The 24,434-nt window shown below is 49.8% G+C and carries 16 protein-coding genes; 8 read left to right on the forward strand and 8 right to left on the reverse strand.

Going from position 1 to position 24,434, the window contains the following annotated elements; translation table 11 throughout:
* Nucleotides 1-68 precede the first annotated feature (68 nt).
* Nucleotides 69-1,715, reverse strand: a complete 1,647-nt coding sequence (locus CIL02_RS02930; RefSeq protein ID WP_094398992.1) for a diphosphate--fructose-6-phosphate 1-phosphotransferase — start codon at nt 1,713-1,715, stop codon at nt 69-71.
* A gap of 170 nt (nt 1,716-1,885) precedes the next feature.
* On the opposite strand from CIL02_RS02930, the gene CIL02_RS02935 reads away from it, so the two are divergent.
* The 5 genes from CIL02_RS02935 (at nt 1,886) to CIL02_RS02955 (ending at nt 8,193) form a co-directional block, all read left to right on the forward strand.
* Complete coding sequence (locus CIL02_RS02935; protein WP_094398993.1) at nt 1,886-2,158, forward strand: hypothetical protein; 273 nt, start codon at nt 1,886-1,888, stop codon at nt 2,156-2,158.
* 5 nt (nt 2,159-2,163) lie between these two features.
* On the forward strand, nt 2,164-2,718 hold the full coding sequence (locus tag CIL02_RS02940; RefSeq protein WP_094398994.1) for a 1-acyl-sn-glycerol-3-phosphate acyltransferase: 555 nt from the start codon (nt 2,164-2,166) through the stop codon (nt 2,716-2,718).
* A 4-nt stretch (nt 2,719-2,722) separates the two neighbouring features.
* Complete coding sequence (locus tag CIL02_RS02945; RefSeq protein ID WP_240513505.1) at nt 2,723-5,605, forward strand: fibronectin type III domain-containing protein; 2,883 nt, start codon at nt 2,723-2,725, stop codon at nt 5,603-5,605.
* Between the two features lie 77 nt (nt 5,606-5,682).
* Entirely contained in the window at nt 5,683-6,003 is a 321-nt protein-coding gene (locus CIL02_RS02950; RefSeq protein WP_094398995.1) for a hypothetical protein, read from the forward strand.
* Between the two features lie 192 nt (nt 6,004-6,195).
* Entirely contained in the window at nt 6,196-8,193 is a 1,998-nt protein-coding gene (locus tag CIL02_RS02955; protein ID WP_094398996.1) for a YgiQ family radical SAM protein, read from the forward strand.
* 345 nt (nt 8,194-8,538) lie between these two features.
* Here CIL02_RS02955 and CIL02_RS02960 read toward each other — a convergent pair whose 3' ends face one another.
* The 5 genes from CIL02_RS02960 to ald all read right to left on the reverse strand — a co-directional run bounded on the left by CIL02_RS02960 (nt 8,539) and on the right by ald (nt 12,091).
* A complete protein-coding gene (locus tag CIL02_RS02960) occupies nt 8,539-8,919 on the reverse strand; it encodes a four helix bundle protein (protein ID WP_094398997.1) in 381 nt (126 codons plus the stop codon).
* 59 nt (nt 8,920-8,978) lie between these two features.
* Nucleotides 8,979-9,278, reverse strand: coding sequence for a type II toxin-antitoxin system RelB/DinJ family antitoxin (locus tag CIL02_RS02965; protein ID WP_094398998.1), 300 nt, complete (start codon nt 9,276-9,278; stop codon nt 8,979-8,981).
* A 239-nt stretch (nt 9,279-9,517) separates the two neighbouring features.
* Nucleotides 9,518-10,456 (reverse strand): esterase-like activity of phytase family protein, encoded by a 939-nt coding sequence (locus CIL02_RS02970; RefSeq protein ID WP_170934992.1) that lies wholly within the window; start codon nt 10,454-10,456, stop codon nt 9,518-9,520.
* 4 nt (nt 10,457-10,460) lie between these two features.
* Nucleotides 10,461-10,967, reverse strand: a complete 507-nt coding sequence (locus tag CIL02_RS02975; RefSeq protein WP_094399000.1) for a nitroreductase family protein — start codon at nt 10,965-10,967, stop codon at nt 10,461-10,463.
* A gap of 17 nt (nt 10,968-10,984) precedes the next feature.
* Entirely contained in the window at nt 10,985-12,091 is a 1,107-nt protein-coding gene (gene ald / locus CIL02_RS02980; RefSeq protein ID WP_094399001.1) for an alanine dehydrogenase, read from the reverse strand.
* Nucleotides 12,092-12,620: 529 nt separating this feature from the next.
* On the opposite strand from ald, the gene CIL02_RS02985 reads away from it, so the two are divergent.
* From CIL02_RS02985 to groL, 3 genes are all read left to right on the forward strand, one after another.
* A complete protein-coding gene (locus CIL02_RS02985) occupies nt 12,621-15,590 on the forward strand; it encodes a DUF4450 domain-containing protein (protein ID WP_094399002.1) in 2,970 nt (989 codons plus the stop codon).
* Nucleotides 15,591-15,707: 117 nt separating this feature from the next.
* The gene (locus CIL02_RS02990; protein ID WP_094399003.1) at nt 15,708-15,977 is read left to right on the forward strand and encodes a co-chaperone GroES; all 270 of its coding nucleotides are present in this window, start codon (nt 15,708-15,710) and stop codon (nt 15,975-15,977) included.
* Between the two features lie 49 nt (nt 15,978-16,026).
* Complete coding sequence (gene groL / locus CIL02_RS02995; RefSeq protein ID WP_094399004.1) at nt 16,027-17,655, forward strand: chaperonin GroEL; 1,629 nt, start codon at nt 16,027-16,029, stop codon at nt 17,653-17,655.
* A 403-nt stretch (nt 17,656-18,058) separates the two neighbouring features.
* Here the strand turns inward: groL and CIL02_RS03000 are convergent, their stop codons facing one another.
* Both CIL02_RS03000 and CIL02_RS03005 read right to left on the reverse strand, forming a co-directional pair.
* On the reverse strand, nt 18,059-20,875 hold the full coding sequence (locus tag CIL02_RS03000; RefSeq protein WP_240513506.1) for a hypothetical protein: 2,817 nt from the start codon (nt 20,873-20,875) through the stop codon (nt 18,059-18,061).
* A 364-nt stretch (nt 20,876-21,239) separates the two neighbouring features.
* Nucleotides 21,240-24,413, reverse strand: coding sequence for a hypothetical protein (locus CIL02_RS03005; RefSeq protein ID WP_094399005.1), 3,174 nt, complete (start codon nt 24,411-24,413; stop codon nt 21,240-21,242).
* Nucleotides 24,414-24,434: the final 21 nt, after the last annotated feature.

Raw genomic sequence — 24,434 nt, forward strand, 5'->3', positions numbered from 1 at the left:
ATAAGGTTTCCTCAGAGAATATTCTGAGGAGCCCCATTCTCCCGGCTTAGAGTATTGCTTAGCAATTATTACTTGTCTTCCTGCTCAAGAGCAAGAGTGCGTGTTGTGCGGTCGCAAACAGATGCAGGTCCCCAGTACTGAATTGGGCCAGGATAAACGAAGCATGTCTCGCGTGCCCATTCATCTCTCTTCTCAACGAACTTCTTGAATGGTTTGCCCTCGAGCTCAACGAGAGCCTTACGGATAACAGGCTTCATCTCACCGTTGCGGCGCTCCATGTTCATCATCATGGTTATTGGCACACCTCCTGCTTTCCAGTCGTCAGTACCAGCGGTAGTGTTCTTAACAATAGCCATGTAACCAGTCTTGCCGTTTGCGATGAGCTGTGCGGCACTAACGCCCAGTGCATAGCAGTAGTCTGCATCGAAGTTAGAAGGAGCAGCGCAGCGTCCCTCGTAGCCGAAGAAGTGATGCAGGGCAGCAAACTTGCCAACGAACTTACCTTCCTTCTTCCATTCAGCAAGCTTGGCATCCACCATGTCAGAGAGGAGTTTCTCTGTCTCGATGAGCGATACCTGAACGTTTCCATGTGGGTCACGGTCAAGAGAGAGCTGACGGGCAACACCCTCTGGCAGAGTGGCGAATGTCTCGGCATTCTCCTTGCTCAGATGGGCAAGGATATACTCGCGCTGTGCAGCCTTGTCAAGGTCCTTATAGTCTGCTCCGTGCTCTGCGAGCAGGTCATTAAGCTCATCAATGAGGCGACCGATAGAAGGAATAAACTCGATAAGTCCCTCTGGGATAAGTACTACACCGAAGTTGTCACCGCGTGTGGCACGGTCAGCCACAGCAGAGGCTATCTGCTCAACAATCTGGTTGAGGGACATATCCTTCTTCTCTACCTCCTCAGAAATAATACAGATGTTTGGCTGGCACTGCAAAGCACACTCAAGTGCGATGTGTGATGCAGAGCGGCCCATAAGCTTGATGAAGTGCCAGTACTTGCGTGCGGAATTGCAGTCGCGCTCGATATTGCCGATAAGCTCTGCATATGTCTTTGTGGCAGTATCAAAACCGAAGCTGGTCTCTATCTGGTCGTTCTTCAAGTCGCCGTCGATTGTCTTCGGGCATCCGATAACCTGCACGCCATAGTTCTTGGCTGCATAGTATTCAGCAAGCACACATGCGTTGGTATTGGAGTCGTCACCACCAATGATTACAACAGCCTGGATGTCAAGCTCACGGATAATTTCAAGACCCTTCTCAAACTGGTCAACCTTCTCAAGCTTGGTACGTCCGGAACCAATCATGTCGAAACCGCCCGTGTTGCGATACTCGTCGATTATATCTGCTGTAAGTTCCATGTAGTTATGGTCTACAAGTCCACCAGGACCAAGGATAAAGCCATACAGCTTATTTGCCGGATTAATCTTCTTTACTGCATCAAAGATACCACAGATGACATTGTGACCACCAGGTGCCTGACCACCAGAAAGGATAACGCCGACATTCATCTTTCTGTCAACATTAGCCTCTCCCGGAACAAACTCTATGAGAGGCATTCCATAGGTGTTAGGGAACATTTTCTTGATTTCTTCCTGATCGCCAACACTCTGTGTTGGTTCGCCTTCCTTAACCTTTACGGCTCCCTGAAGGCCCTTTGGCAGCTTTGGCTGGTAAGCAGCCCTTTCTCTCTGCAAAAGACTCTTTTTCATTTCTTTAAATATATAAATAGTTGAAAACGTGATTTTCTGATGCAAAAATACTGCTTTTCCACGAAATATTAAAGGAAAATCTTCGATTTCGATATTTTTTTTCTCGCAATATGCAAACTTTGCTTTTTTTTTCATATCTTTGGGGTGTTATTTAACCATTTCGTTACATTATGGCAAACAAGAGAAAACTTAAACAGGACATCAACATTGTATGCGCTGACCTCTTCGCCGAGTGTATAGCTGCATCATTGTATGGAAGTGAGAAGGACGAGGATACCGTCAACGGAATACTTACGTCAATAATAGTTGTTCACGACGACTTCATAAGAAGAATTTCGCATCCTGAGCCAGGATTGCCACAGAAGACATATTTCACCAAACTGAAAGTTGATTTCACAAAGCAGGCTACAGAAATCATCGATCAGATCAATGCTATGGGATAACTGCAATGATAGGAAGTTTTTGCCGTTTCATTCTTTACAGGATGATGGGATGGAAGAAAAACATCACTGTCGTTCATCCAGACAAATACATCATCTGCCTTGCTCCACACACCAGCAACTGGGACTTCATCCTGGGACAGCTCTATGCCCACGCTGAAGGCATAAAGACCAACTTCCTTATGAAAAAGGAATGGTTCTTCTGGCCCCTTGGTCCAATCTTCAAGGCTATGGGAGGCATACCTGTGTGGCGCTCGAAACACAGTAGCATGACCGACATCCTCGCAGAACAGGCTAAGGAACGAGACTCCTTCAAGCTCTGCATCACACCCGAGGGTACAAGGTCGCTGAACCCAGAATGGAAGAAGGGATTCTATTTTATTGCCGTCAAGGCACGCATACCCGTTCTGCTTTATGGTGTCGACTATGAAAAAAAACTAATAGAGTGTACTCACAGCTTTATTCCATCAGGAGACCTGGAAAAGGAAATGAGGGAAATAAAGCTCTATTTCAAGGACTACAAGGGTAAGCACCCTGAACTGTTTAGTATAGGAGAAGTATAAGTTGATGACAAACTGCGAGTTTCAGACACAACAAAATTATACTGGCTCATCATTCATCTATACATTGCTGCCGTCATCACTGTTGCGCTGTATGCTGATACTGCTACTTGTGATATCAGCAAAGTCCATGTTTGCCCAAACGGACAATCTTGAATTTACCGTAGACAAGACAAGTCGCACCGTGACCATGGTGGCAGACGAGAACCTTGCACAGCAGGAAATAAATGAGAAGACCGTAAGCAAGACTTACAAGAAGATGAGGAAGAGCCTGCCTAAGCAATACAGCAAATACAAGCTGACCATCATGCTCAATGGCCTGCCGCTTGAGGAGTATATTCCCAGAAAGACCAAAGATTATGCCATTGGAGGGCTTTGGGAGGACATAGACTACAATGGGAAGCCGTGGACATGGAACATCTCACGTCCCAACCGCATCACCCACGGACTGGCCAACAGGCATCTTTCTCTATGGGCAAGCCATGGACGATACTACGACCAGAAAAAAGGGTTCTGGAAATGGCAGCGACCAAACCTCTTCGGCACAACCGAAGACCTTTTCACACAGACCATAGTGGTGCCATTCCTCATACCTATGCTTGAGAATGCCGGTGCCAATGTCTTCACTCCACGCGAGCGCGACTGGCAGTCGGAAGAGATTATCGTAGACAACGACGGATGTCTGCCTAATGGCAAGTCGTTCTACTCCGAGCATAGCGATGGCAAGCCGTGGACAACAACCGGTAAACGGGGATTTGGATGGCAAGGAGGAGTAATGCGCAACGGAGAGAACGCCTTCGCTATGGGTTCCGCCCGGACTATCGCCGCAACACGCAAGGCCGACAAGGCAGCTGCCATTTGGCAACCATTTTTCAAGGAGGAAGGCCGCTACGCAGTATATGTGAGCTATCAGACCATGGAAAATAGCATTGATGATGCACAATATACTGTTCACCACAAAGGACAGCAGACTGTCTTTACCGTAAACCAGAAGATGGGCGGAGGCACATGGGTGTACCTTGGGACTTTTGAATTTGACAAAGGCTCCAGTATATACAACTGTGTGACCCTGTCCAACCAAAGCCGTAAGCGAGGAGTTGTGACCGCAGATGCCGTAAGGTTCGGTGGAGGTATGGGAAATATAGAGCGCGGTGGTACCATTAGCGGATATCCTCGTGCGCTCGAAGGTGCGAGGTACTATGCGCAATGGGCAGGTGCTCCAACATCTGTATACAACGGCAAAAATGGCACCGACGACTATACTGATGACATAAATGCCCGCTCAAAGATGTCGAACTGGATTGCGGGAGGCTCACCATACGTGCCCGCACTGGACGGTCTGAAAGTGCCCATCGAGATGTCCTTGGCCATCCATAGCGATGCGGGCTTCGAACGCGACGGCAAGGGGCTTGTAGGCTCATTGGCTATCTGTACTACCGACTTCAACGACGGCAGGCTCAACTCCGGCATCTCACGACTGTCGTCAAAGGACTTTGCAGAAGAACTGCTCTCTGGACTGATGCGTGACATCTCATTCAAGTACGGCAAGTGGAACAGACGATACCTGTGGGACCGCAACTACAGCGAGACACGCCTGCCTGAAGTGCCATCGGCCATCATCGAGACGCTATCGCATCAGAGTTTTCCCGACATGAAGCTCGGCTGTGACCCGAACTTTCAATTCACCATGGCACGCTCACTGTACAAGACCATTCTGCGCTTCGTCAACAACATGCACGGCACTCCGTATATTGTTCAGCCACTCAAGCCCCATAGCTTCTCCGTAAGAATTGAGGACGGCAGCAAAGCGCGGCTCACATGGGCGCCAGAGAACGACCCTCTTGAACCGACTGCTGTTCCTACATCATATAATATATATGTGTCGGCAGGTACAGGCGGCTTCGATAATGGAACCAATGTCAAGGGAACATCCTACACCCTGGAGCTTGAGCCTGGGGTGACCTATAACTTCCGAGTGACGGCAGTAAACAGGGGTGGCGAAAGTTTCCCGTCAGAAACCCTCTCGGCCAGAGTCGAGCCCGGGGCTGACAAGACCGTTCTTATAGTAAACGGCTTCACGCGCCTCTCTACACCTGCTGTGATAGACAACGCTTCGGCACAGGGATTCGACATTGATGCCGACCCAGGCGTAAGCTACGGACTTACAGCAGGATGGAACGGAAGACAGTTATGTTTTAACAAGTCACGAATGGGCGTCACGGGTCCTGGCGGTCTCGGCTACTGCGGTGACGAGATGGCTGGGAAGTTCGTAGCCGGCAACACATTCAACTATGTCACCACTCATGCGGAAGCAATAGCGGCAGCCAGACGCTACAACATTGCCAGCTCATCTGTGGAGGCTGTACAGACGGGGCGTGTAGACATGCGCAACTACGACTGCGTGGACATCATCATGGGACTACAGAAATATGATGTCTACAATCCCACGTTCTACAAGACATTCCCCTCGACACTTCGCAATGCCATTTCCTCATATCTGCAACATAATGGTCGGCTGTTCGTCAGCGGAGCCTACTGCGGCTCAGACATGACAGCAGAAGACGAAAGGCTGTGGATGGGAAAAACATTCAAGGCAAACATGCAGGGCGCATTGAGGACCGACTCTCTGGCAGGCGTAAACGGCATGGGGCTTTCGTTCGATTTCTTCCGAACCTTAAACGCCTCACACTATGCCTCCACACGTTGCGACGTACTCGCTCCCATGGATGGGGCTATATGCCCTGCCCAATACTCCGATGGCAGCAGCGCAGGAGTAGCATTCAAGGGAGACGGACAAGCAACGTTCTTATTGGGCTTCCCATTCGAGTGCATCACAGAGCCCGATATGCGCGCCGCCATAATGACTGCCATCCTAAGCTATCTGATGTGAGACCGTAAAGGGCCGTACACACATTGCTACCAAAGACATATACCAACAACAAATAAACAAAAAAACACTTCACAACCATGTATAAGATTCAGGCAAACCAATCAGGAACGCGGACAATTGAGGTCAGCGACCAACATCTTGAGACCATCAGGAAGTACTCCCTTCTGCAAGGGCTAATAGACAGTAACGGCATAGTAGACGAAGACGTTCTCGACAAGCTGAAATTCAACATAAGGTCCATGCTCGAATCAGAGAGCGGACAGGACAAAGCTCTACTTGACCTCTGCCTTGACGTCATCTACAATACTAATATGAAAGCATTTGGACTTCACAAGCTCATAATGCTATATATCGACTGGGACAGCAAGAACCTTAATAGGGAGTTAGAAAGGAGTTAAGAGGGAGTTAGAAGGGAGTTAGAAAGGAGTTAGAAGGGAGTTAGAAAGGAGTTAGAAAGGAGTTAGAAAGCCATATGTTCAATCCATAAAAACAGAGCGAAAAGCTATTGGCTCACTATAACTCCTCATCATAACTCCTCATCATAACTCCTCTACATAACTCCTCAACATAAATAATAAACATCATCATTTTTGGAAAAACAATACAGACTATCCGATTTTCTTCCGACAACGAAGAAAGAATGCGAGCTTAGGGGATGGGATGAGCTGGATGTCATTCTGTTCTCTGGCGATGCCTATATCGACCACCCCTCATTCGGAGCTGCCGTTATAGGCCGCACCCTTGAGGCTGCAGGCTACAAAGTGGCCATTGTTCCACAGCCAGACTGGCACGGCGACTACCGTGACTTCCGCAAGCTGGGCAAGCCGCGGCTTTTCTTTGGCATTGCACCAGGATGCATGGACTCTATGGTCAACAAATATACAGCCAACAAGAGACTGCGAAGCGAGGATGCATACAGTCCTGATGGCCGACACGACTGCAGGCCCGAATATCCGACAATAGTATACAGCCAGATACTGAAAAGCCTGTACCCCGACACACCTGTTGTGCTCGGTGGCATTGAGGCATCCATGCGCAGGCTTACGCATTACGACTACTGGCAGGACAAGCTCCGTAAGTGCATACTTTGCGACTCAGGAGCCGACCTTATTATATATGGTATGGGCGAGAAACCGGTACTGGAGCTGAGCAACCGTCTGCAAGACGGCGAGGGCATCAGGGCTGTTACCGACATTCCACAAACTGTATTCCTATGCCGCAAGGAGAACATACCCGGAGGCATTGGCGACGACGATATCGTACTGCATCCACATGAGACATGCTTACACGACCGCAGGGCACAGGCCGAGAACATCAGGCATATAGAGGAGGAGTCGAACAAGATGCACGCACAGAGGTTGCTGCAGGCTGTCGACGGCAAGTACGCCGTGGTAAATCCACCCTATCCGCCGATGACTACCGAGGAGCTGGACGCCTCCTTTGACCTGCCATACACCAGACTCCCCCACCCCAAATACAAGGGGAAGCGCATTCCGGCTTACGACATGATCAAGCACTCGGTGAATATCCACCGCGGATGTTTCGGAGGATGCGCATTCTGCACAATCTCCGCCCATCAGGGAAAGTTCATCACATGCCGCTCGAAGGAGAGCATCCTGCGTGAGGTCAGACAAGTAATTGGGATGGACGACTTCAAGGGCTATCTCTCCGACCTCGGCGGCCCGTCGGCAAACATGTATGGCATGTGCGGACGCAACAAAAAGGCTTGCGAGAAATGCAAACGTCCATCGTGCATACACCCGCAGATATGTCCCAACCTCAATACCGACCACACAAAGCTGCTGGAACTCTATCGCGCAGTAGACTCCCTGCCGGGAATAAAGAAGAGCTTCATAGGCAGCGGCGTTCGCTACGACCTGCTCCTGCATAAGAGCAAGGACGAGAACACCAACCGTGCGGCACGCGAGTATACCAGAGAACTTATCGCACGGCATGTCAGCGGACGGCTGAAGGTGGCACCCGAGCATACGAGCGACAAGGTGCTGAACCTCATGCGCAAGCCGCCATTCAGCCAGTTTGGCGACTTCAAGCGGATTTTCGACAGGATAAACAGCGAGGAAGGGCTAAACCAGCAGATTATTCCATATTTCATCAGCTCACACCCCGGTTGCGCTGAGGAAGACATGGCAGAACTTGCCGTAATAACCAAGAAACTCGACTTCCATCTTGAGCAGGTGCAGGACTTCACTCCCACGCCCATGACCATCAGCACGGAGACTTGGTATACAGGCTACGACCCATATACGCTGGAACCTGTTACGAGCGCGAAGACACCACGTGAGAAGCTGGCACAGAGGCAGTTCTTCTTCTGGTACAAGCCTGAGGAGAGAGCCTCCATAGAGAACGAGCTCAGACGCATAGGCAGAGCCGACCTCATAGAACAACTGTACGAGGGTATGCCCAAGCCTTACGTAAAAGATTACAGGAAGCAGAAGCGACAGGATGGACAATGGCGGCAGCAGCCAACCAAGAGAAAGTCCTTCAATCCCAACTTCAACAACGACAACAAGCGACCGAAAGACAAAGGAGGGAGAAACGCGGCAAATGGCCGCGGACGTAAGCCATAAGACTAACAGTTTACTGTATAGGGTGTTAAGGAGTTATTGCTCCCGTTGGTCGCTGGGAATTAAGCCATTAGTTTGGAGCATTGGATATAAGCGCAACGACATTTGGCTTGACTCCTTAACTACCAACTGTTTTCCTTTCTTGCGAAAGTTGAGCAACTGGTACCCGTGGCATACCGAATGTCATGGGTGGAGTGGAGACGCATTGCGAGGGGTTGTTTCCTCGCATTGCGGATTATCGTTCTTCGATAATGGCAATGATTTGAGACGGTGTCACAACCTTCGGCGTGACGGGGAAATGCTTAAGGTGAAAGGGTGAAAGGGTGAAAGGGTGAAAGGGTGAAAGGGTTAAGGTTTTGAGGATTCTCTTTCATATCTTTTCTTTAGGTTGGATAAAAGAGCGGCAACATGATTGAATAAGGGACGTATGTTTTCGACATCATTTTCTGAAAGATACCCAAGGTCTTGAGCATTTATAAGTTGGGAAAAAGTCTCAGTAAGGCTTCCGAATGATATTTCTATAAAATGTATCTTCTCCTTATATGATTTACGACCGCTTCCTTCTGCAATATTACTGGTTACGGATATAACAGCTCTACGTATTTGGTCACACAATGCATATCTTTCTTCAACGGGAAACCTCTTTTGTAACTCATATACTTCGCAAACCAATCTACGTGCTACTCTATAAGCATCTAAAGATTCAAAGCTGAAAGTTCGTTTATCCATAACCCTTCAATTTAACCCATTAACCTTTTAACCCCTTAAACTTTTAAACTCTTAACCCATTAACCCTTTGCTTCCCTTACGGCATTGATTTCAGCGTTAATTTCTTCAAGAGTCATTTCAGGATCCACGCTCGTTTCTGCTTCTTTTCTCAAGCTTTGGAATGCTTCGATTGCCTTGGCACGAATGTCTTCATCGCTTTCGGTTGCGGAAATGATGAAGGGGATACGGCGGAGGCGGATGACTTGGCGCACGAAGATGTTGATGGCGGTGTTGGCACTCATTCCAAACTGCTCGCAGAGGCTGTCGAACTTTGCTTTCTGCTGGCTATCGATACGGATTGTCATTGGAGTCTGTGGCATAATCGTAGATGTTTAAATGAATAATATGTTATGTATTTGGTTGCAAAGTTATGGCATATTGATGTAAATATGAAAAGAATAGATGGAAAAATTCTTTTGTTTATGAATTATTAATAGAATGTCATTGAAACTGGTGCCTTATGCAAGGATGTTAGGCATGAAGGTGGTGATTATTTTCAAAAGGTAAGGAAAAACTTTTATCTTACAACAATTTTGTAGCTTATTTATTTACATCATATTTACTGTATGACTGCCGTGCGGAACCAGTCTTTCATCACGCCTTTATATTGCCCCTGTGAGTCGGCCACCATAACGACGACTCTTCTGCCATCTGCGAGGCGCGGCCCGAAGCACATGCCCTCGTAGTTGGCAATGTTTCGCTTAAGAAGGTTCAAGCGTGACTTCCATTGCCCCAACAGTTGCTTGCCTCCACCAGAAGGCGAGAACCTGAACAACTTGCAGTTTACTGACGCTCCTATCTTGCGCTTAGGAACAAAGAACTCTCTTTCCATCACAAGTAGTGTACCATCGTCATCAGCGCATATCTCGCTTACGCCATGAGCGTAATGTGCTGCTTTGGCCTCTTCCTTCAGCGGTGCGTCAAGTGGATAATCATAAATTCCCTTGATTGAGAACAGAGTATCGTATTCCGCCATCCTTACAGGTCCCGTCTCGTTGCATGTCCACATTCTTCCGGTAACAGCATTATACGACAGAGACTCCAAACCTCCATTGGCAGGCAGCGCGGAATGGACTGCCGCCTGAGGAATATCTATGTCTACAGCGCCTCCCCCAACAGAGTATGCCCGTATGCGGTTGTCAGCCTCACCACTTATTACCACCATTTGCCGTTGCGGTACCAATGCTATACCTTCAATGTCCCGGTTGTCCCTTGCATACTCCACAAACCCAAGGTTGCGTACATTCTGTATGTCGCCATTAATGGAGTCTATGGCAATAGAGAACACGAAGAATCCCTCAGCATCTGACTTGTCGCTGACCACAGCGTAGCGGTCTTCTCCAAGCCAGGCAATGCCACTATAGTTGCCGGGCGGAACGTTATTGCGAAAAGAACGCTGCCTATGGAGCAGTACCCCATCGGCAGCGTACAACGGCAACAGGCAACCAATGGACAATGCTGTATACAGCACCATCAGCAGTCTTTTTCCTGTCACCATGGCATCATACATATTCTATTATGTCATCGGCACTCTTACGAATCTTCTCGCCATGCGGGCAGTCAGCCGCTATATGTCCCAAGGGTATTATGGCGACAGCCTCATATCCGTCACGGGCGAAAAGCGATTGCACCTTGCTGACATCATAGTTGCACACCCAGCAAGTGCCAAGCCCCTTGTCGGCGGCTGCCAAGCACAAGTGCTCAACAGCTATGGCCACATCTATGTCGCCGTGTTGCTTGCCGTCTCCTCTCACCCAATTACGCTCTTTATCCCTCATGCAGAGTATATACAGTGGAGCAGACATGAACCATTCGCGGTCATAACATTGCTGAATCTTTGCCTTTGCCTCATCGCTCTGAATGACGACAAACTTCCAAGGCTGCCTGTTGCAGGCCGATGGGGCCAGCCTGACAGCCTCAAGCACATATTGCAAATCGTCCGGAGACACGGCCTCAGCAGTAAACTTACGTGCGGAGAACCTCCGCTTGCATAATTCTATAAAATCCATAATACTATATTTGTTTGTTACAGCTCTGGCTCGACATATTCCAAGCCGAACACATCAGCCACGGCCTTATATGCAATCTTGCCTTCCACAACGTTGAGTCCGGCCCTTAGTGCCGCATCCTCACGGCAAGCCCTTTGCCATCCCTTGTCCGCCAGTTCTACGGCATATCGCAACGTAGCATTGGTAAGGGCGATAGTGGAAGTGTTAGGCACAGCTCCCGGTATGTTAGCGACAGCATAATGTACTATGCCGTCAACTTCATATACAGGCTCGCTATGTGTGGTCGGTCTTGATGTCTCGAAGCATCCACCCTGGTCTATGGCAACATCGACCAGCACCGAACCGGGCTGCATAATCTTCAGCATGTCACGCGTAATGAGATGTGGTGTCTTGTCGCCAGGAATAAGCACAGAACCTATTACGATATCCGTATCGGGCAACTCGCGGATAATGTTGTGGGCCGACGAATAGAGCGTGTCGACATTCGAAGGCATAGAGATGGACAGCTCGCGCAGACGCTTCAATGACACATCAGCTATGACAACATTTGCTCCCATGCCGGCAGCCACTCTTGCGGCAGCCTGTCCTACGGTACCGCCACCAAGCACCAGAACCTTTGCGGGTTTCACTCCAGGCACGCCACACAGCAGCTTGCCCATGCCCCCCTTGGTCTTCTGCAAATAATAGGCTCCGTTAATGGTTGCCATTCTTCCTGCCACCTCGCTCATCGGGACGAGCAAAGGCAAGGCCCCGTCGGCTGTCTGCACTGTCTCGTAGGCTATGCACACGGCTCCGCTCTTCAGCATGGCGTCGGTCAGAGGCCGGTCGCAAGCAAGATGGAAATAGGTAAACAGCGTCTGGCCATGGCGTATCAGCTCATACTCCGGCTCGATAGGCTCCTTCACCTTCACTATCATGTCGGCAAAGGCATAGACATCGGCTATGCCGGGCAAGATGGTAGCACCAACAGCCTCGTACTCACTATCAGCAAATCCGCTCCCTATGCCCGCAGTATGCTGAACGGCGACAGTATGCCCGTGACGAACTAATTCTGCTACTCCCGCTGGGGTCATTCCCACGCGGTTCTCGTTGTTCTTGATTTCTTTTGGAATACCGATTTTCATGATTTCCACTTTTTAATTAGCTATTAAGTCAATGGCCGTCTCTTGATATCGTATATCTTGGGATTCCATGATGCAAATATAATATTTTCCCGAATAACAAACAAGTTTTTATGCACTTTTTTAGGCTCATCCAAAATATGGGGTGATGTCTTATAGCTTATTATGTTTAAAGAGGGTCTTAAATGTTTGTCATGGCCTAAGAATATAGATGCACCATTGACAAGGTTAATAACCTTAAGGCTGTAAGGTTAATAACCTTAAGGCCGTAAGGTTATTAACCTTATCAGCAATGCAAACATTATATACAGACCACGCAACAATAAGCGATAAGCACCCGAAACGTATGATGCCCCCTTTTTAATATATTCAAGCTTCGTTTGTGCTCTGTTGCTATGCCACTCTCCTTAGGAGAGAACTCCCCCTCATAACGCAGATATCTGCTATGAGGATTGCAATCGAGAGGTTTTTATCAATTTTCCTTTGTCTTTCAAAAACCATTCATTAACTTTGCAAAAACAAACTACATGAGATGAGACAAACAGTTTTTTTTATCCTCACACTATTGCTTACAGCATCGAGTTGGGCACAGGAAAAGGCGTATAGAACCATGAACTACCATCCCGACAACGGGGAGATAGTATGCGTCAATGGCAACAACAGATATACACGTGCCCTATATGGCACGCACACCCTTTACCGCCTTGAGACAAGCGACCGCCCGGTGTTTGCCACTTACGACAAACGCCACAACCGCAACATATCATTCATGGTTACGGTGAATGGCACAACGACAAGGTTAGACAGCACTTCATGGTGCGAGGCACGTTACAAGGGCGGCATTAGGAGATATAAGATGACCGACCAGAGTTGGAATGGCGGAGAGATAACCATTACGGCCATTGCAGCCCAAGACCGCGAGGCTGGTCTCTTCAGCTTGGCATGCAGCGGCTTCAGCAGCCATCTATCTGTCACCATCCAGACTGTACCAACAAAGCGTATGGGCATGAAGCGAGAGGGAGACCTCGGCATGGAACCACGAGAGAGCTACGACCCGAAGGATAATGCGTCTGCACAAGATTTTGAAAAACAAAGCATAACCCTGAACGGGACTTCCGGACAAGCCACTTTCGTCATAGAGAATGCGGGAAAAATCAAGGCTGAGTGCGGAGAGGGTTCATGCAAGGAGTATTTCGACAGTCAGATGGAGGCAACACTGAGACTGACCTCCACACTGGCTTTCCATACTCCCGATGAGTTCATCAACACCCTCGCCTCTAATCTCGTGGCAGCAGCCGACGGGTTGTGGGATGGCGAGACATGGCTACACGGATGCATAGGCTGGCGCATGCCGCTGGCTGGGTGGCGGGCAGCATACGTTGCTGACGTGCTGGGATGGAACGACAGGGCAGAAAGCCACTTCGACGCATACGCCAAGAGCCAGGTGACAGATGTTCTTCCCATCTACCCCCACCCCACACAGGACACTGCAATGAACATGGCAAGAGCACAGAAGAAATGGGGCACACAAATGTACTCCAACGGATATATTTGCCGCAACCCCAATGACAACAGAAAGATGCACCACTACGACATGAACCTCAACTACATGGACGAGCTGATGACGCACTTTTGCCATAATGCGGACACTGTTTTTATGAGACGCATGTGGAGTGTCGTAAAAAGTCACCTTGCATGGGAAAAGAGGAATTTCGACCCCGACGGCGACCATCTCTACGACGCGTACTGCTGTATATGGGCAAGCGACGCACTATGGTATAACGGCGGTGCCGTGACCCACAGCTCGGCCTACAACTACCGCTGCAATCTGATGGCAGCACGCATGGCAGAGATACTTGGCGAAGACCCAACGCCATTCAGGACTGAGGCCGAGGCCATAAGGGAAGCTATGAATAGCAGATTGTGGATAGACAAGGAAGGGCACTGGGCAGAGTTTGAGGACCTTATGGGGACAGGCAGGCTGCACAGAAGTGCCGCACTGTGGTCAATCTATACTCCGATAGACTGCGGCGTGACTACCGACAGGCAGGCATGGCTGTCTACACAGTATGTCATCGACAAGTTGCCGCATATTCCCGTTAGGGCCGACGGCGGGGCTATAGTCGGACATACCATAGCGACAACCAACTGGATGCCTTACGACTGGAGCACCAACAATGTTGCCCACGAGGAGGTTATGAACATGGCACTGGCCTTCTTCCAGGCAGGCCGCAATGACGAAGGCTTCGCACTGCTGAAAAGCGACATCCTCGACGGTATGTTCCTTGGAGCAAGCCCCGGCAACTTCGGACAGATAAGCTACTACGACAAGGCGAGGTCTGAAGCCTACCGTGACTTCGGTGACAACGTGGGCATATCATCACGTGCCATCGTAAACGGACTGTTTGGCATACGTCCCGACGCCATGAACGGAAGGTGCATCCTTCAGCCGGGATTTCCCAGCCATTGGGACAGCGCCTCCATCTCCACTCCTTATATTACTTATACCTACACCAGGCGGAATGGCAAGCGCATACTTAGCGTAACACAGAAGTTTGCGCAACCTTTGACCATTGTATGGAGAATAAGCCTCGGCGACGGACAGTTTGCCGAGATTAGGGGCAACGGCAAACAGCATCAGGTACTGACAGCAGACGATGACTGGCTGGCAAGCCAATGGAAACCGGTCGAGACGGCACTCAGGACGGCAACTGACACACTGTGCAACGCATACGGCTGGGGCATAGACAACATGGAGCCAACAGCAGGTAAACGGGAGAGACATCTGCCAATAGCATTCAACTCCAACGTTGACGATATATTCAAGAATCAATACTTGTCACCCCGTCCGCCTTACACCACACTGCAGATACCCGTACAGGGCATCGGCGAATGGTGTCTTCCTCAGAAAACGGCTGAGATAAGCGACTCCGCATACAGGGCCACAATAACAGACGGTATCTTCGATACACGCCAGGGTGTCACTTTCGCATCACCAACAACGGGACACAACATCGCATACACCTCACTATGGGACAACTACCCCGACAGCATAGACATCAAGGCCAAGGGTAAGGCATCAAAGGCATGGCTGCTCATGGCTGGCAGCACAAACAACATGCAGAGCCGCATAGACAACGGCATCGTCATGGCCATATACTCCGACGGCACTTGCGACACGCTAAGGCTGCGCAATCCCGACAACTGGTGTCCGATAGAACAGGACTACTACATTGACGGCCTCGCCTTCACGGCAATCTCTCCCCGCCCCTACCGTGTACACCTCGGCAGCGGCACCATAAGCCGCGACTTGTACACCGAACTGCAACGGCAGGGCATAATAGCCACTAAGCTGCGCACGGCAGAGCAGAACACAATCCCCTCGGGGGCGGCCCAGATACTCTGCATGAACCTTAACCCAGAGAAACGCGTGAAAGCCTTCAGGCTGAAAACGCTGTCCTGCGACGTTGTCATAGGCATTATGGCCATCACGCTGCAGTAAGCTCATGTTATTATATGCCATTTTGAACGGGTTGTGACAATATGTCAGTCACAACCCGTTTGGCACAGTTTTGGCAAAAGGGAATGGCAGACAACAAATTCTAAAACTTTAAGAACAATGAACATTAAACCATTAGCAGATAGAGTACTGGTACTCCCTGCACAAGCAGAAGAGAAAGTTGGTGGAATTATTATTCCTGACACAGCTAAAGAGAAGCCACAGCGCGGCAAGATTGTTGCCACAGGAAACGGCACTAAGGACGAGGAGATGATTCTCAAGGAGGGCGATATCGTGCTCTATGGAAAATATTCCGGAACAGAGATCGAGCTTGACGGCGAGAAATATCTCATGATGCGCCAAAGCGATGTGCTCGCTGTAGTAGAGTAATGATTTGTTAATACACATATTTATATAATAATAAAAAGGAATAAGCATTATGGCAAAAGATATAAAGTTTGACGTTGACGCACGCGAATTGCTGAAGAATGGTGTTGACCAGCTTGCCAACGCCGTAAAGGTTACACTCGGTCCTAAAGGACGCAACGTTGTTATAGAGAAGAAGTTTGGCGCACCCCAGATTACCAAGGATGGTGTTACCGTTGCCAAGGAGGTTGAGCTGGAGGACAAGTTCGAGAACACTGGCGCTCAGCTCGTAAAGAGCGTAGCCAGCAAGACTGGCGACGATGCCGGCGATGGCACAACTACTGCCACCATCCTTACACAGGCTATCGTCAACGAGGGTCTTAAGAATGTTACGGCAGGTGCTAACCCAATGGATCTGAAGCGCGGTATCGACAAGGCCGTTGCCAAGGTCGTTGACTATATCAAGGAGCACGCTGAGGTTGTCGGTGACAACTATGACAAGATTGAACAGGTAGCTACGGTATCTGCCAACAACGACCCGGAGATTGGTAAGCTGCTTGCTGATGCCATGCGCAAGGTATCTAAGGACGGTGTCATCACCATTGAGGAGAGCAAGACCCGCGATACAAACATCGGCGTCGTAGAGGGTATGCAGTTCGACCGTGGCTATCTCTCTGGCTATTTCGTTACCGATGCAGAGAAGATGGAGTGCGTAATGGACAATCCATATATCCTCATCTACGATAAGAAGATCAGCAATCTGAAGGACTTCCTGCCTATCCTCCAGCCAGCAGCTGAGAGCGGACGCCCTCTGCTCGTTATCGCTGAGGACGTAGACTCAGAGGCTCTCACCACATTGGTTGTAAACCGTCTGCGTGGTGGCCTGAAGATATGTGCTGTTAAGGCACCAGGCTTTGGCGACCGCCGCAAGGCTATGCTTGAGGATATCGCCGTGCTTACTGGTGGTGTTGTAATCAGCGAGGACAAGGGTCTGAAGCTCGAGCAGGCAACCATCGAGATGCTTGGTACTGCAAAGAAGGTTACCGTTTCCAAGGACAACACCACTATCGTTGATGGTGCGGGTCTGAAGGAGAATATTGCTGACCGTGTAGCCCAGATAAAGAACGAGATTGCCAACACCAAGAGCTCTTACGACAAGGAGAAGCTGCAGGAGCGTCTTGCAAAACTGGCTGGTGGTGTAGCAGTACTCTACGTAGGTGCCAATAGCGAGGTAGAGATGAAAGAGAAGAAAGACCGTGTAGACGATGCTCTCTGCGCTACCCGTGCAGCTATGGAAGAAGGTGTTGTTGCCGGAGGTGGTGTCACATACATCCGTGCCCTTGACGCACTGAAAGACCTGAAGGGCGACAATGCCGACGAGCAGACAGGTATCAACATAGTAGAGCGCGCCATAGAGGCTCCTCTGCGTCAGATTGTTGCAAACGCAGGCGGTGAAGGCTCTGTAGTAGTAAACAAGGTCCGCGAGGGCGAGGGCGACTTCGGCTACAATGCCCGCAAAGATGTTTACGAGGACCTGCGCAAGGCTGGTATCATCGATCCGGCTAAGGTTGCACGTGTAGCTCTTGAGAACGCTGCATCTATAGCAGGACTGTTCCTTACCACAGAGTGCCTTATCTGCGACAAGCCAGAGGACAAGCCAGCTGTTCCAATGGCCCAGCCCGGCATGGGTGGCATGATGTAAGCTGTTTGATTGCAAAGTCAACATAACAAAAAACAGGATGACGATTACCGTCATCCTGTTTTTTGTTGTATTTTTACAACTATTCACGAAATAACATATAAAATGTTTGGTCAGTTAAATAAAACACGCTAACTTTGCACCCACAAAGAAAGAGAAACGCAGAACAACATACGCGATAAGATATTTTTTGATTTGTTTTAGTAGATTAGTTTTTAAGTAGTTTGTTTTTTGAAAATCGGTTGTCGTGAGACATCCGATTTTTTTGTGTGTAAGGGACTCGTCATTCAGGAAGTTGGTCTCAGTTGAAAATTATTGCTGTCCGATAAAACTTTTTTGAGCCGGGCAAAAAGAGTTTTATCGGACAGCAATACAAAAAAAGCTTTTATCTGCCCCAAGTTACCATTCAGAAAGTTGGTAGCATGACCTTTCCGTCGCTTGTTATTCCTTCCGCGTTTACCCTTACCCTGGTTTCCCTGCCGTTGTTGTAGACGGTGACATTGAAATTGCCTTCGTCGTCGGGCATGACATTGGGGTTCCAGTAGAGCGTGCGGCGATAGTCTTCGCCCTGCTGCGGACGGGAGTTGGAGTAGTTGGGTGAATAGAAAGCCGCAGGGCGGGCAAATCCATCGAACAGATAGCGGCGGTCACGATATGTATATCTTGTACCATCGTCAGGCAGCAGCTCATAGACGAGCGTGACATCCTCAAGGTTCAGCGACTCTGTATGCCATGCGTCAGCATTTCGTGGCTCAAAGTCGGTATAGAACCTGAAGTTCTGGATACGGCGAAGATGGAGGTCACGGAAGACAGCCGCATTACTCCTGTTCTTGATATATGCCAGATGTGAGCTGAAGTTCTGGAAGAACACATACGAGCTGTCCAACAGCGCGCGTACGTTGTAGTCACGGTGACGGTTCATGTTGGCATACACCGTGAAGCATGCCACAGGAGGGAAAGTTCCCATGTTCGGCAGTCCCCATGACAGTCCTCTGTCTGTGGCTAAATTATAAAGATCGTATGCGTCTATCACCAAGGCCGGCTTACGGAAGTCTACCGCCCTGCGGCTACGTCGCTTGGCGTCAACCTTGACTGTTGACAGCGTGTGGTCGCCATCGAGCTTGGAGCCATCAGCCATATCGATGCCATTATCAATCATCATGTTTCGCCATTCTGGCTGGTGAGTCTGATACCACGAATAAGGGTGCGGGAAAACAGGGAAGAACAAGTCTTGCTTGACATAGAAATCGGGATAAGCCTCCTCGTTGAGTCTGCCCTTGTCTTTGCCAGCCTCCATCGACTTCTTCAGCGAGTCCTTCTCGTTGTATGCCTTGACAAAAAGTGCGGCCTTGCCGTAGAATGGTGGCAGCTCGAAGACGAAGTGTCCGCCGTCAGTGGTCTTCTGCACAGCCCCGCAGGTGACTCCGTCCTTTACAAGCTCTGCCTCAACAAGCACTTCCTTTTTCAGGTTCCCATGGTTGACACCGAGATAAGTCTGCTCTATCTGCAATGCGGCATCATCGTCCGCAATCGTAGTCTCAGCCTTGGCAGCATCGTCAACAGCCTTGGCATTGGTCTCGTCAACAGAGTTGTCGGTGCTTTGCCCCATCATATCTACTCCTCCCTCGGTCACGGCATCCTCGGCACGGCGTATGGCCTCGTCGGCAACACTCTCGTGGCTGTCGAGACTCTCAATGTCATTGATGTCAAGAATGTCCACTCCCAGCATCTTGTTTACCGTACCCTCGTAAGTAAGTGTATGCTCAGGCTTGTAGCGCAGCATGGGCACACGCTCATAGCGTCTCCATCCCTGCACCATAAGCAGCAGGTCGAGGTCGTGCTTGCGCGAAGGCTCGGATGACGAGAAATAGTATGCCGGAGATGGGATGAAGCCTCTCAGGTCGGAGCAGAGCAACAGCTCGGTAAACATGTTGCCGTCATCATACGAAGTGTCATCCGTGCGCCTGTCACGTACAGACAATGCCAGAGGCATGTGCGGCTGGGCACCTGTAACGCTGATATTGATAGGCTCGAACGGCATGTAGTCGAGTTTGTCAGAACTAACGCTGATATGCCGCACGGCATCGCCTTTATCGACAAAGAACAGTCTCGAAGCCAATATCCTGGCTTCAGAGTCGAGGAGTAGCAGCTCGTTGACACCCGACGAAAGGCTGTCGGCAGGAAGGGAGGCCCCGTTCTGCGATGTCCGTTCGAAATAGCTCAAGCGTCCACGGCATGTCACGGCTACGGCAGCAACCTGCACACCTGCGCTCTCCCATTTCACTTTCCCATCATCATACTGCATTGCCACGCCCACTGGTTGCACCTTGGGCAGTTCAAACTTCCATGTCTTGCCTTTCCACTCGAAGGATGCGCTCTGTCCGGTTGGAACAAAAGTCACGGTGCCACGTCCAAGATAGCCAGCCGTGAGCGGTGTGCCATCAGAGAGCTGTCCTTTAAGTGAGAGAGCCTGTCCGTCACGGTCAGAAATCTCGAATGCCATACGGCATGCCTTTCCCTCCACCAGATTGCCACCCTCGGGATAGAAGCTCACTTGCAGGCTTGGTTTCTCCACGTAATCCATCTCCTGCTTTGGTCTTCCGTACATATACTTGCCGTCGTAGTCGCCCGCTGTTGTGGGCTTGCTGAACACGGGCAGCACCCGGGAATAGAGTCCTTCCCAATCACGGAAATAGTCCTTTGCCATCTGGTTGCTGTAGAACTTGTGCTTGTCATCGCGGGTGTAACTCTTCTGCGACACATTGAAATTAAGCATCCAGCGGGTATATGCCCTAATCTCGTAATAGCCGCTATACAGGCTGTCGGTCAGCACGAACTGCCCGCAAGTCATTCCCTTGGGACTGACTATCACACGCTGGCGCTCTACGAGAACTCCGTCTGGTGACAGCAGTTCCACATAGAGCATCTTGCTCATGTCGGTAGGCCTGTGGTCGTCTGCCCTAAGCACAAACGCCTTGTACCACAGAGTGTCGCCGACAAAGTAGCATGTGTTGTCGGTCTGCACATACACCTTCTCCTGTATCTGCGCATTGTTTCTCATAGCTCTTTCCAAGTTGTCGAGGGCGTCAGCACCTGCCGCGGACACATGCAGTACAAGCACAACCAAGGCAAGTATGGTCTTTCTCCATACACTATGTTTTGAGCTTGAGGGTAATCCTATGGATGAAATGATAGGGTTATCGGGTAAAACATTGTTACTCATATCGATTTGTTATATTGTCGAGGTTTATGAAAATGTTGGTTGTCAAATAATTATGTGCAAATATAGTCATTATGGCTGACTTACCAAAAAGATTTCATCCAAAATTCCTCAACACTAATATATTTTTAACTTATTAAATAGGGTGTACAGTTTGATGTACAAAATGTACCTTTCACTGTTGTCATCTATGCTTTTGTGCCTTCAGTGCGTCAATTACGTACATGCACAAAGCCCAGGGTGTCGCTACGCTCTACCCTGGGCTATGTACTTTTGCGCTTACGGCGCAACAATTACGGACTTGAATTTCAGAATTAGGGTGCCCAATTCTTGCATATCAATTTGGGCACCCTAATAAATAGATTCCTTACTTCACAATCTGAATTTTGCGTGCAACAGTCTTTCCGTCCACAACAGCCTTTACGACATAGATGCCTGCCGAGAGACCATTTATGGCGACTGTATTGCCTGTTGCAGATGCTACCGTAGCACCATTTGCGGCAACAATGTCTACAGATGTCACGTTGTCGCCGGCTACTGTAACCTCATTGTCACCCTGGCGAACCTCCAGACGCGCTATGGTGTTGTCGTCAATGCCAGCAGCACCAATGAAGAAGCGGTTGGTGGTACCCGACACGCTGGTTGGACTTACGTTGTAGTAAACATCCACGTTGATGGTGTGCTGTACGGCATCCTCTGCACCGAAGTCATAGCTGAACTCGGTAGCTGTAATCATGTCGCTGTTCTTCTTGGCACCATCAATTCTGACATCGTAGCCAGCCACGTCAAGCGCCACACCTTCAGCATCCTCTATGTCGAGTCCCATCATCCAGTTGCCATAAACGGCTGCAGTGGAAATAGACTCCCATGACTCTCCGTCGATAGAATACAGGTCAGAGTAGTATGTTACAGGAGAGTTAATGTCTACGGCGATGGCATTGGCATTAGGTGTCACATCGTAACAGTCGATGACAAGACGGTAGTTGGACTTGTCGCTAATGGTGATTTCCTGGTCGAGAGGAACAACATTCCACTTTGCAATGGTGTAGTCGTCTACCGGAATCTCACAGAGCAGTTCGTTGTCCTTGTAGATATAGACAGTGAACATTGCATCACCCATGGGGTAGAACCTTACGGCCTTCACGCGGTAGCCATCGTAGCCCTTAAGCATGGAGGGAGTATAGATTGCGCCTGCCATGAGACCGTAGTTGTTTGACTCTGGTCCTACGACGCCTTTAGATGACGGAATCTTTCCAGCGTATGTTACGGTGTTGGCATCCTTGTCAGTAGGCTGCTGCCAAGTGGCCTTGATAGCCGATGAGCCTTCTACAGCTACGCCCACATTCTCCACGGCAGGCAGAACGCTGCTGTTTGCCGCGATATCGAGAGTAGTCTGACGCTGTGGCGACTCCTTGCCATTGGCATAGACAGCACTGACGGCAAGAGTGTGCGAGCCATCAGCAACAGACTTAATGAGGCATGATGTCTCCGTAGCGGTAGCTGCCTGCTTGCCGTCAACAAAGACGTTGTAGTGGTCGACATTGTCGATGGAGGCATCGGCACCCTCTGCTGCAAGGTTTATATCAATGTTCCATGATGCCGAGTAGAGATAGCCTCCTGCAAGAGACATGCTGTTCAGGGAATAGAAGTCCGGCTCATAGGTGAGGCGCAGCAAGTCAGAGTATTCGTCTACCGACTTGCCGTAGCACATACCCGTGATGTTCTGCGAGGCGCTGCTTACCGATACCTCTACGGCAACAACCAGTTCGCCGTCAGGCACATTCTGCGGAGTGTCGAGCACTACAGTATTCTTCTGTCCGTAGTTGAGTTCCTGGGTGACGTTCTGCGAGTAGAACTTCACCAGTGCCCCATCCTCGCTGTATGTATAGAGGTTGATCTTCCATGAAGCCTGCTTCGACATTGGGCAGAAGCCCACACTTCTAATCTTGAGGTTCTTGTATGCCGACATCTCAGCCTTGCTGAATCTGATGGCATTTTCGTATTCAAATCCCTCTACGTTCACTCCGAAGCCCTGAAGATTGTCAGTATTGGCATCGTAGTAGGTCTTTGTGGGGAAGTTGCTGTCGGGGCGCATCCACTGAGCCACTGCCGAGTTGTAGCCACGCTGCCTTGCGTAGAGTGCCACAGGCGATGATATGGCCTGCGGAGCAACAGTTACCGACACCTGCTCGCTCTTGTCAGACTCCACGTCACCATACAGTGCCGTAACGGTATAGGTATACTGTCCGCTTTCAAGGTTGGTGTCAGCATACGACGGTTCGGTCAATGGCGCATCGTTGACTTTCACGCCATTGCGATAGAGATTATATCCCGTTACTCCATCGGCAGCGACATTTTTCTTCCAAGTCACCAAAGCCGACATGATGCCCGAGAGTTGCTGAGCCTTTACAGCAACAGGAGAAAGGTTGGTGGCGTTCTCGTTGAACTTGATGATCATAGACCTCATAGAGACAGCATAGTTGCCTTCCTCATCCTTGGAGTCGTCATAATAGATAATTCCCAGTATGTCATCGTCCGGTGATATACACTGTACCCTGAAGAGCTGGTAGCGCGCATCATCGGCCACCTCCTCTTCGCCTGTTCCAAGGAGGACTCCGAGCGTGGAAAGGTCAATACCCTTGGCTGCAAGATACTCGTCAACATACTGTGCCTTGCCATCCTGGTAGATATATCCCATCTGGTCCTCAAAGCCAACCACTGTACCCTTGTTGCTGATGTCGAGGACATCCAGTCCCGCCTCTGGTCTTATCGTTGGCAGTTTAGAGCTGGTTTTGGTAGCGATGTCGTAGACGGCATATAGCTGCGGTACCTCACCGTCATCCCATCCGCCCCAGTAGAGTATCTTGGTGCCATCGGGCGAGAACGAGCGTCCCGAGCTCCAAGGCGACTGATAGTCGGAGAGCAGGTTGGTGTTGCCCTCGGCATCCCAGTAGCATGCTGTACGGTTGTACTGCTGTACCCATCCCGTTGCCGACTGTCCGTCGGGAGATATACCATAGGGAATAGCGTGGCGCGTATTGTCAAGTGTCCTGTAGAGCTTGCCGTCCTTCCAGATATAGCCTGCGAAGATGCCGTTTGTCACTACCACACCGGCAATGTACTGTCCATCGGGTGTTACAGCGTATGCCATACCGCTCTCAAGAGTGCCGGCAGGCAACTCAAGGGCATACCATGAGCCATCCTTATAGTAGCCTGGCATCTGGAAGTCAGCCCCATTGGCATTATAGGTGTTGTCGGTGTACATACCGACAACGACACCATCGTTTGTGATAGCGAAAGCCTCGGATGTGGCAGTAGTGCTGAGCATCTCTACCTCATCGCTCTCAAGGTTCCAGCGGAAGCCATAGTTGACATACGAATAGTCATTGAAGCAACCGCATGCCCACTTGCCGTTGGGCGAGATGTCCAGGATTTGGAAATCCGCCGGTGACTTCAATATCACTGGCTTGGCAGCAGAGCTCTGCGCCCACGCTGCCACGCTTGTAAAAAGCATGGCAGCAAAAAACAGAATAGATTTCATTACAGAATAGTTTTACTTATT

Source organism: Prevotella sp. P3-122, from assembly GCF_002251365.1.
GTDB lineage: Bacteria > Bacteroidota > Bacteroidia > Bacteroidales > Bacteroidaceae > Prevotella.

Coding starts and splice junctions, on each gene's coding strand:
- CIL02_RS02975 (WP_094399000.1), bottom strand. CDS start 10,967: ATGGATTTTATAGAATTATGCAAGCGGAGGTTCTCCGCACGTAAGTTT.
- CIL02_RS02945 (WP_240513505.1), top strand. CDS start 2,723: ATGACAAACTGCGAGTTTCAGACACAACAAAATTATACTGGCTCATCA.
- CIL02_RS02970 (WP_170934992.1), bottom strand. CDS start 10,456: ATGGTGACAGGAAAAAGACTGCTGATGGTGCTGTATACAGCATTGTCC.
- CIL02_RS03000 (WP_240513506.1), bottom strand. CDS start 20,875: ATGAGTAACAATGTTTTACCCGATAACCCTATCATTTCATCCATAGGA.
- CIL02_RS03005 (WP_094399005.1), bottom strand. CDS start 24,413: ATGAAATCTATTCTGTTTTTTGCTGCCATGCTTTTTACAAGCGTGGCA.
- groL (WP_094399004.1), top strand. CDS start 16,027: ATGGCAAAAGATATAAAGTTTGACGTTGACGCACGCGAATTGCTGAAG.
- CIL02_RS02950 (WP_094398995.1), top strand. CDS start 5,683: ATGTATAAGATTCAGGCAAACCAATCAGGAACGCGGACAATTGAGGTC.
- CIL02_RS02940 (WP_094398994.1), top strand. CDS start 2,164: ATGATAGGAAGTTTTTGCCGTTTCATTCTTTACAGGATGATGGGATGG.
- ald (WP_094399001.1), bottom strand. CDS start 12,091: ATGAAAATCGGTATTCCAAAAGAAATCAAGAACAACGAGAACCGCGTG.
- CIL02_RS02990 (WP_094399003.1), top strand. CDS start 15,708: ATGAACATTAAACCATTAGCAGATAGAGTACTGGTACTCCCTGCACAA.
- CIL02_RS02965 (WP_094398998.1), bottom strand. CDS start 9,278: ATGCCACAGACTCCAATGACAATCCGTATCGATAGCCAGCAGAAAGCA.
- CIL02_RS02985 (WP_094399002.1), top strand. CDS start 12,621: ATGAGACAAACAGTTTTTTTTATCCTCACACTATTGCTTACAGCATCG.
- CIL02_RS02960 (WP_094398997.1), bottom strand. CDS start 8,919: ATGGATAAACGAACTTTCAGCTTTGAATCTTTAGATGCTTATAGAGTA.
- CIL02_RS02935 (WP_094398993.1), top strand. CDS start 1,886: ATGGCAAACAAGAGAAAACTTAAACAGGACATCAACATTGTATGCGCT.
- CIL02_RS02930 (WP_094398992.1), bottom strand. CDS start 1,715: ATGAAAAAGAGTCTTTTGCAGAGAGAAAGGGCTGCTTACCAGCCAAAG.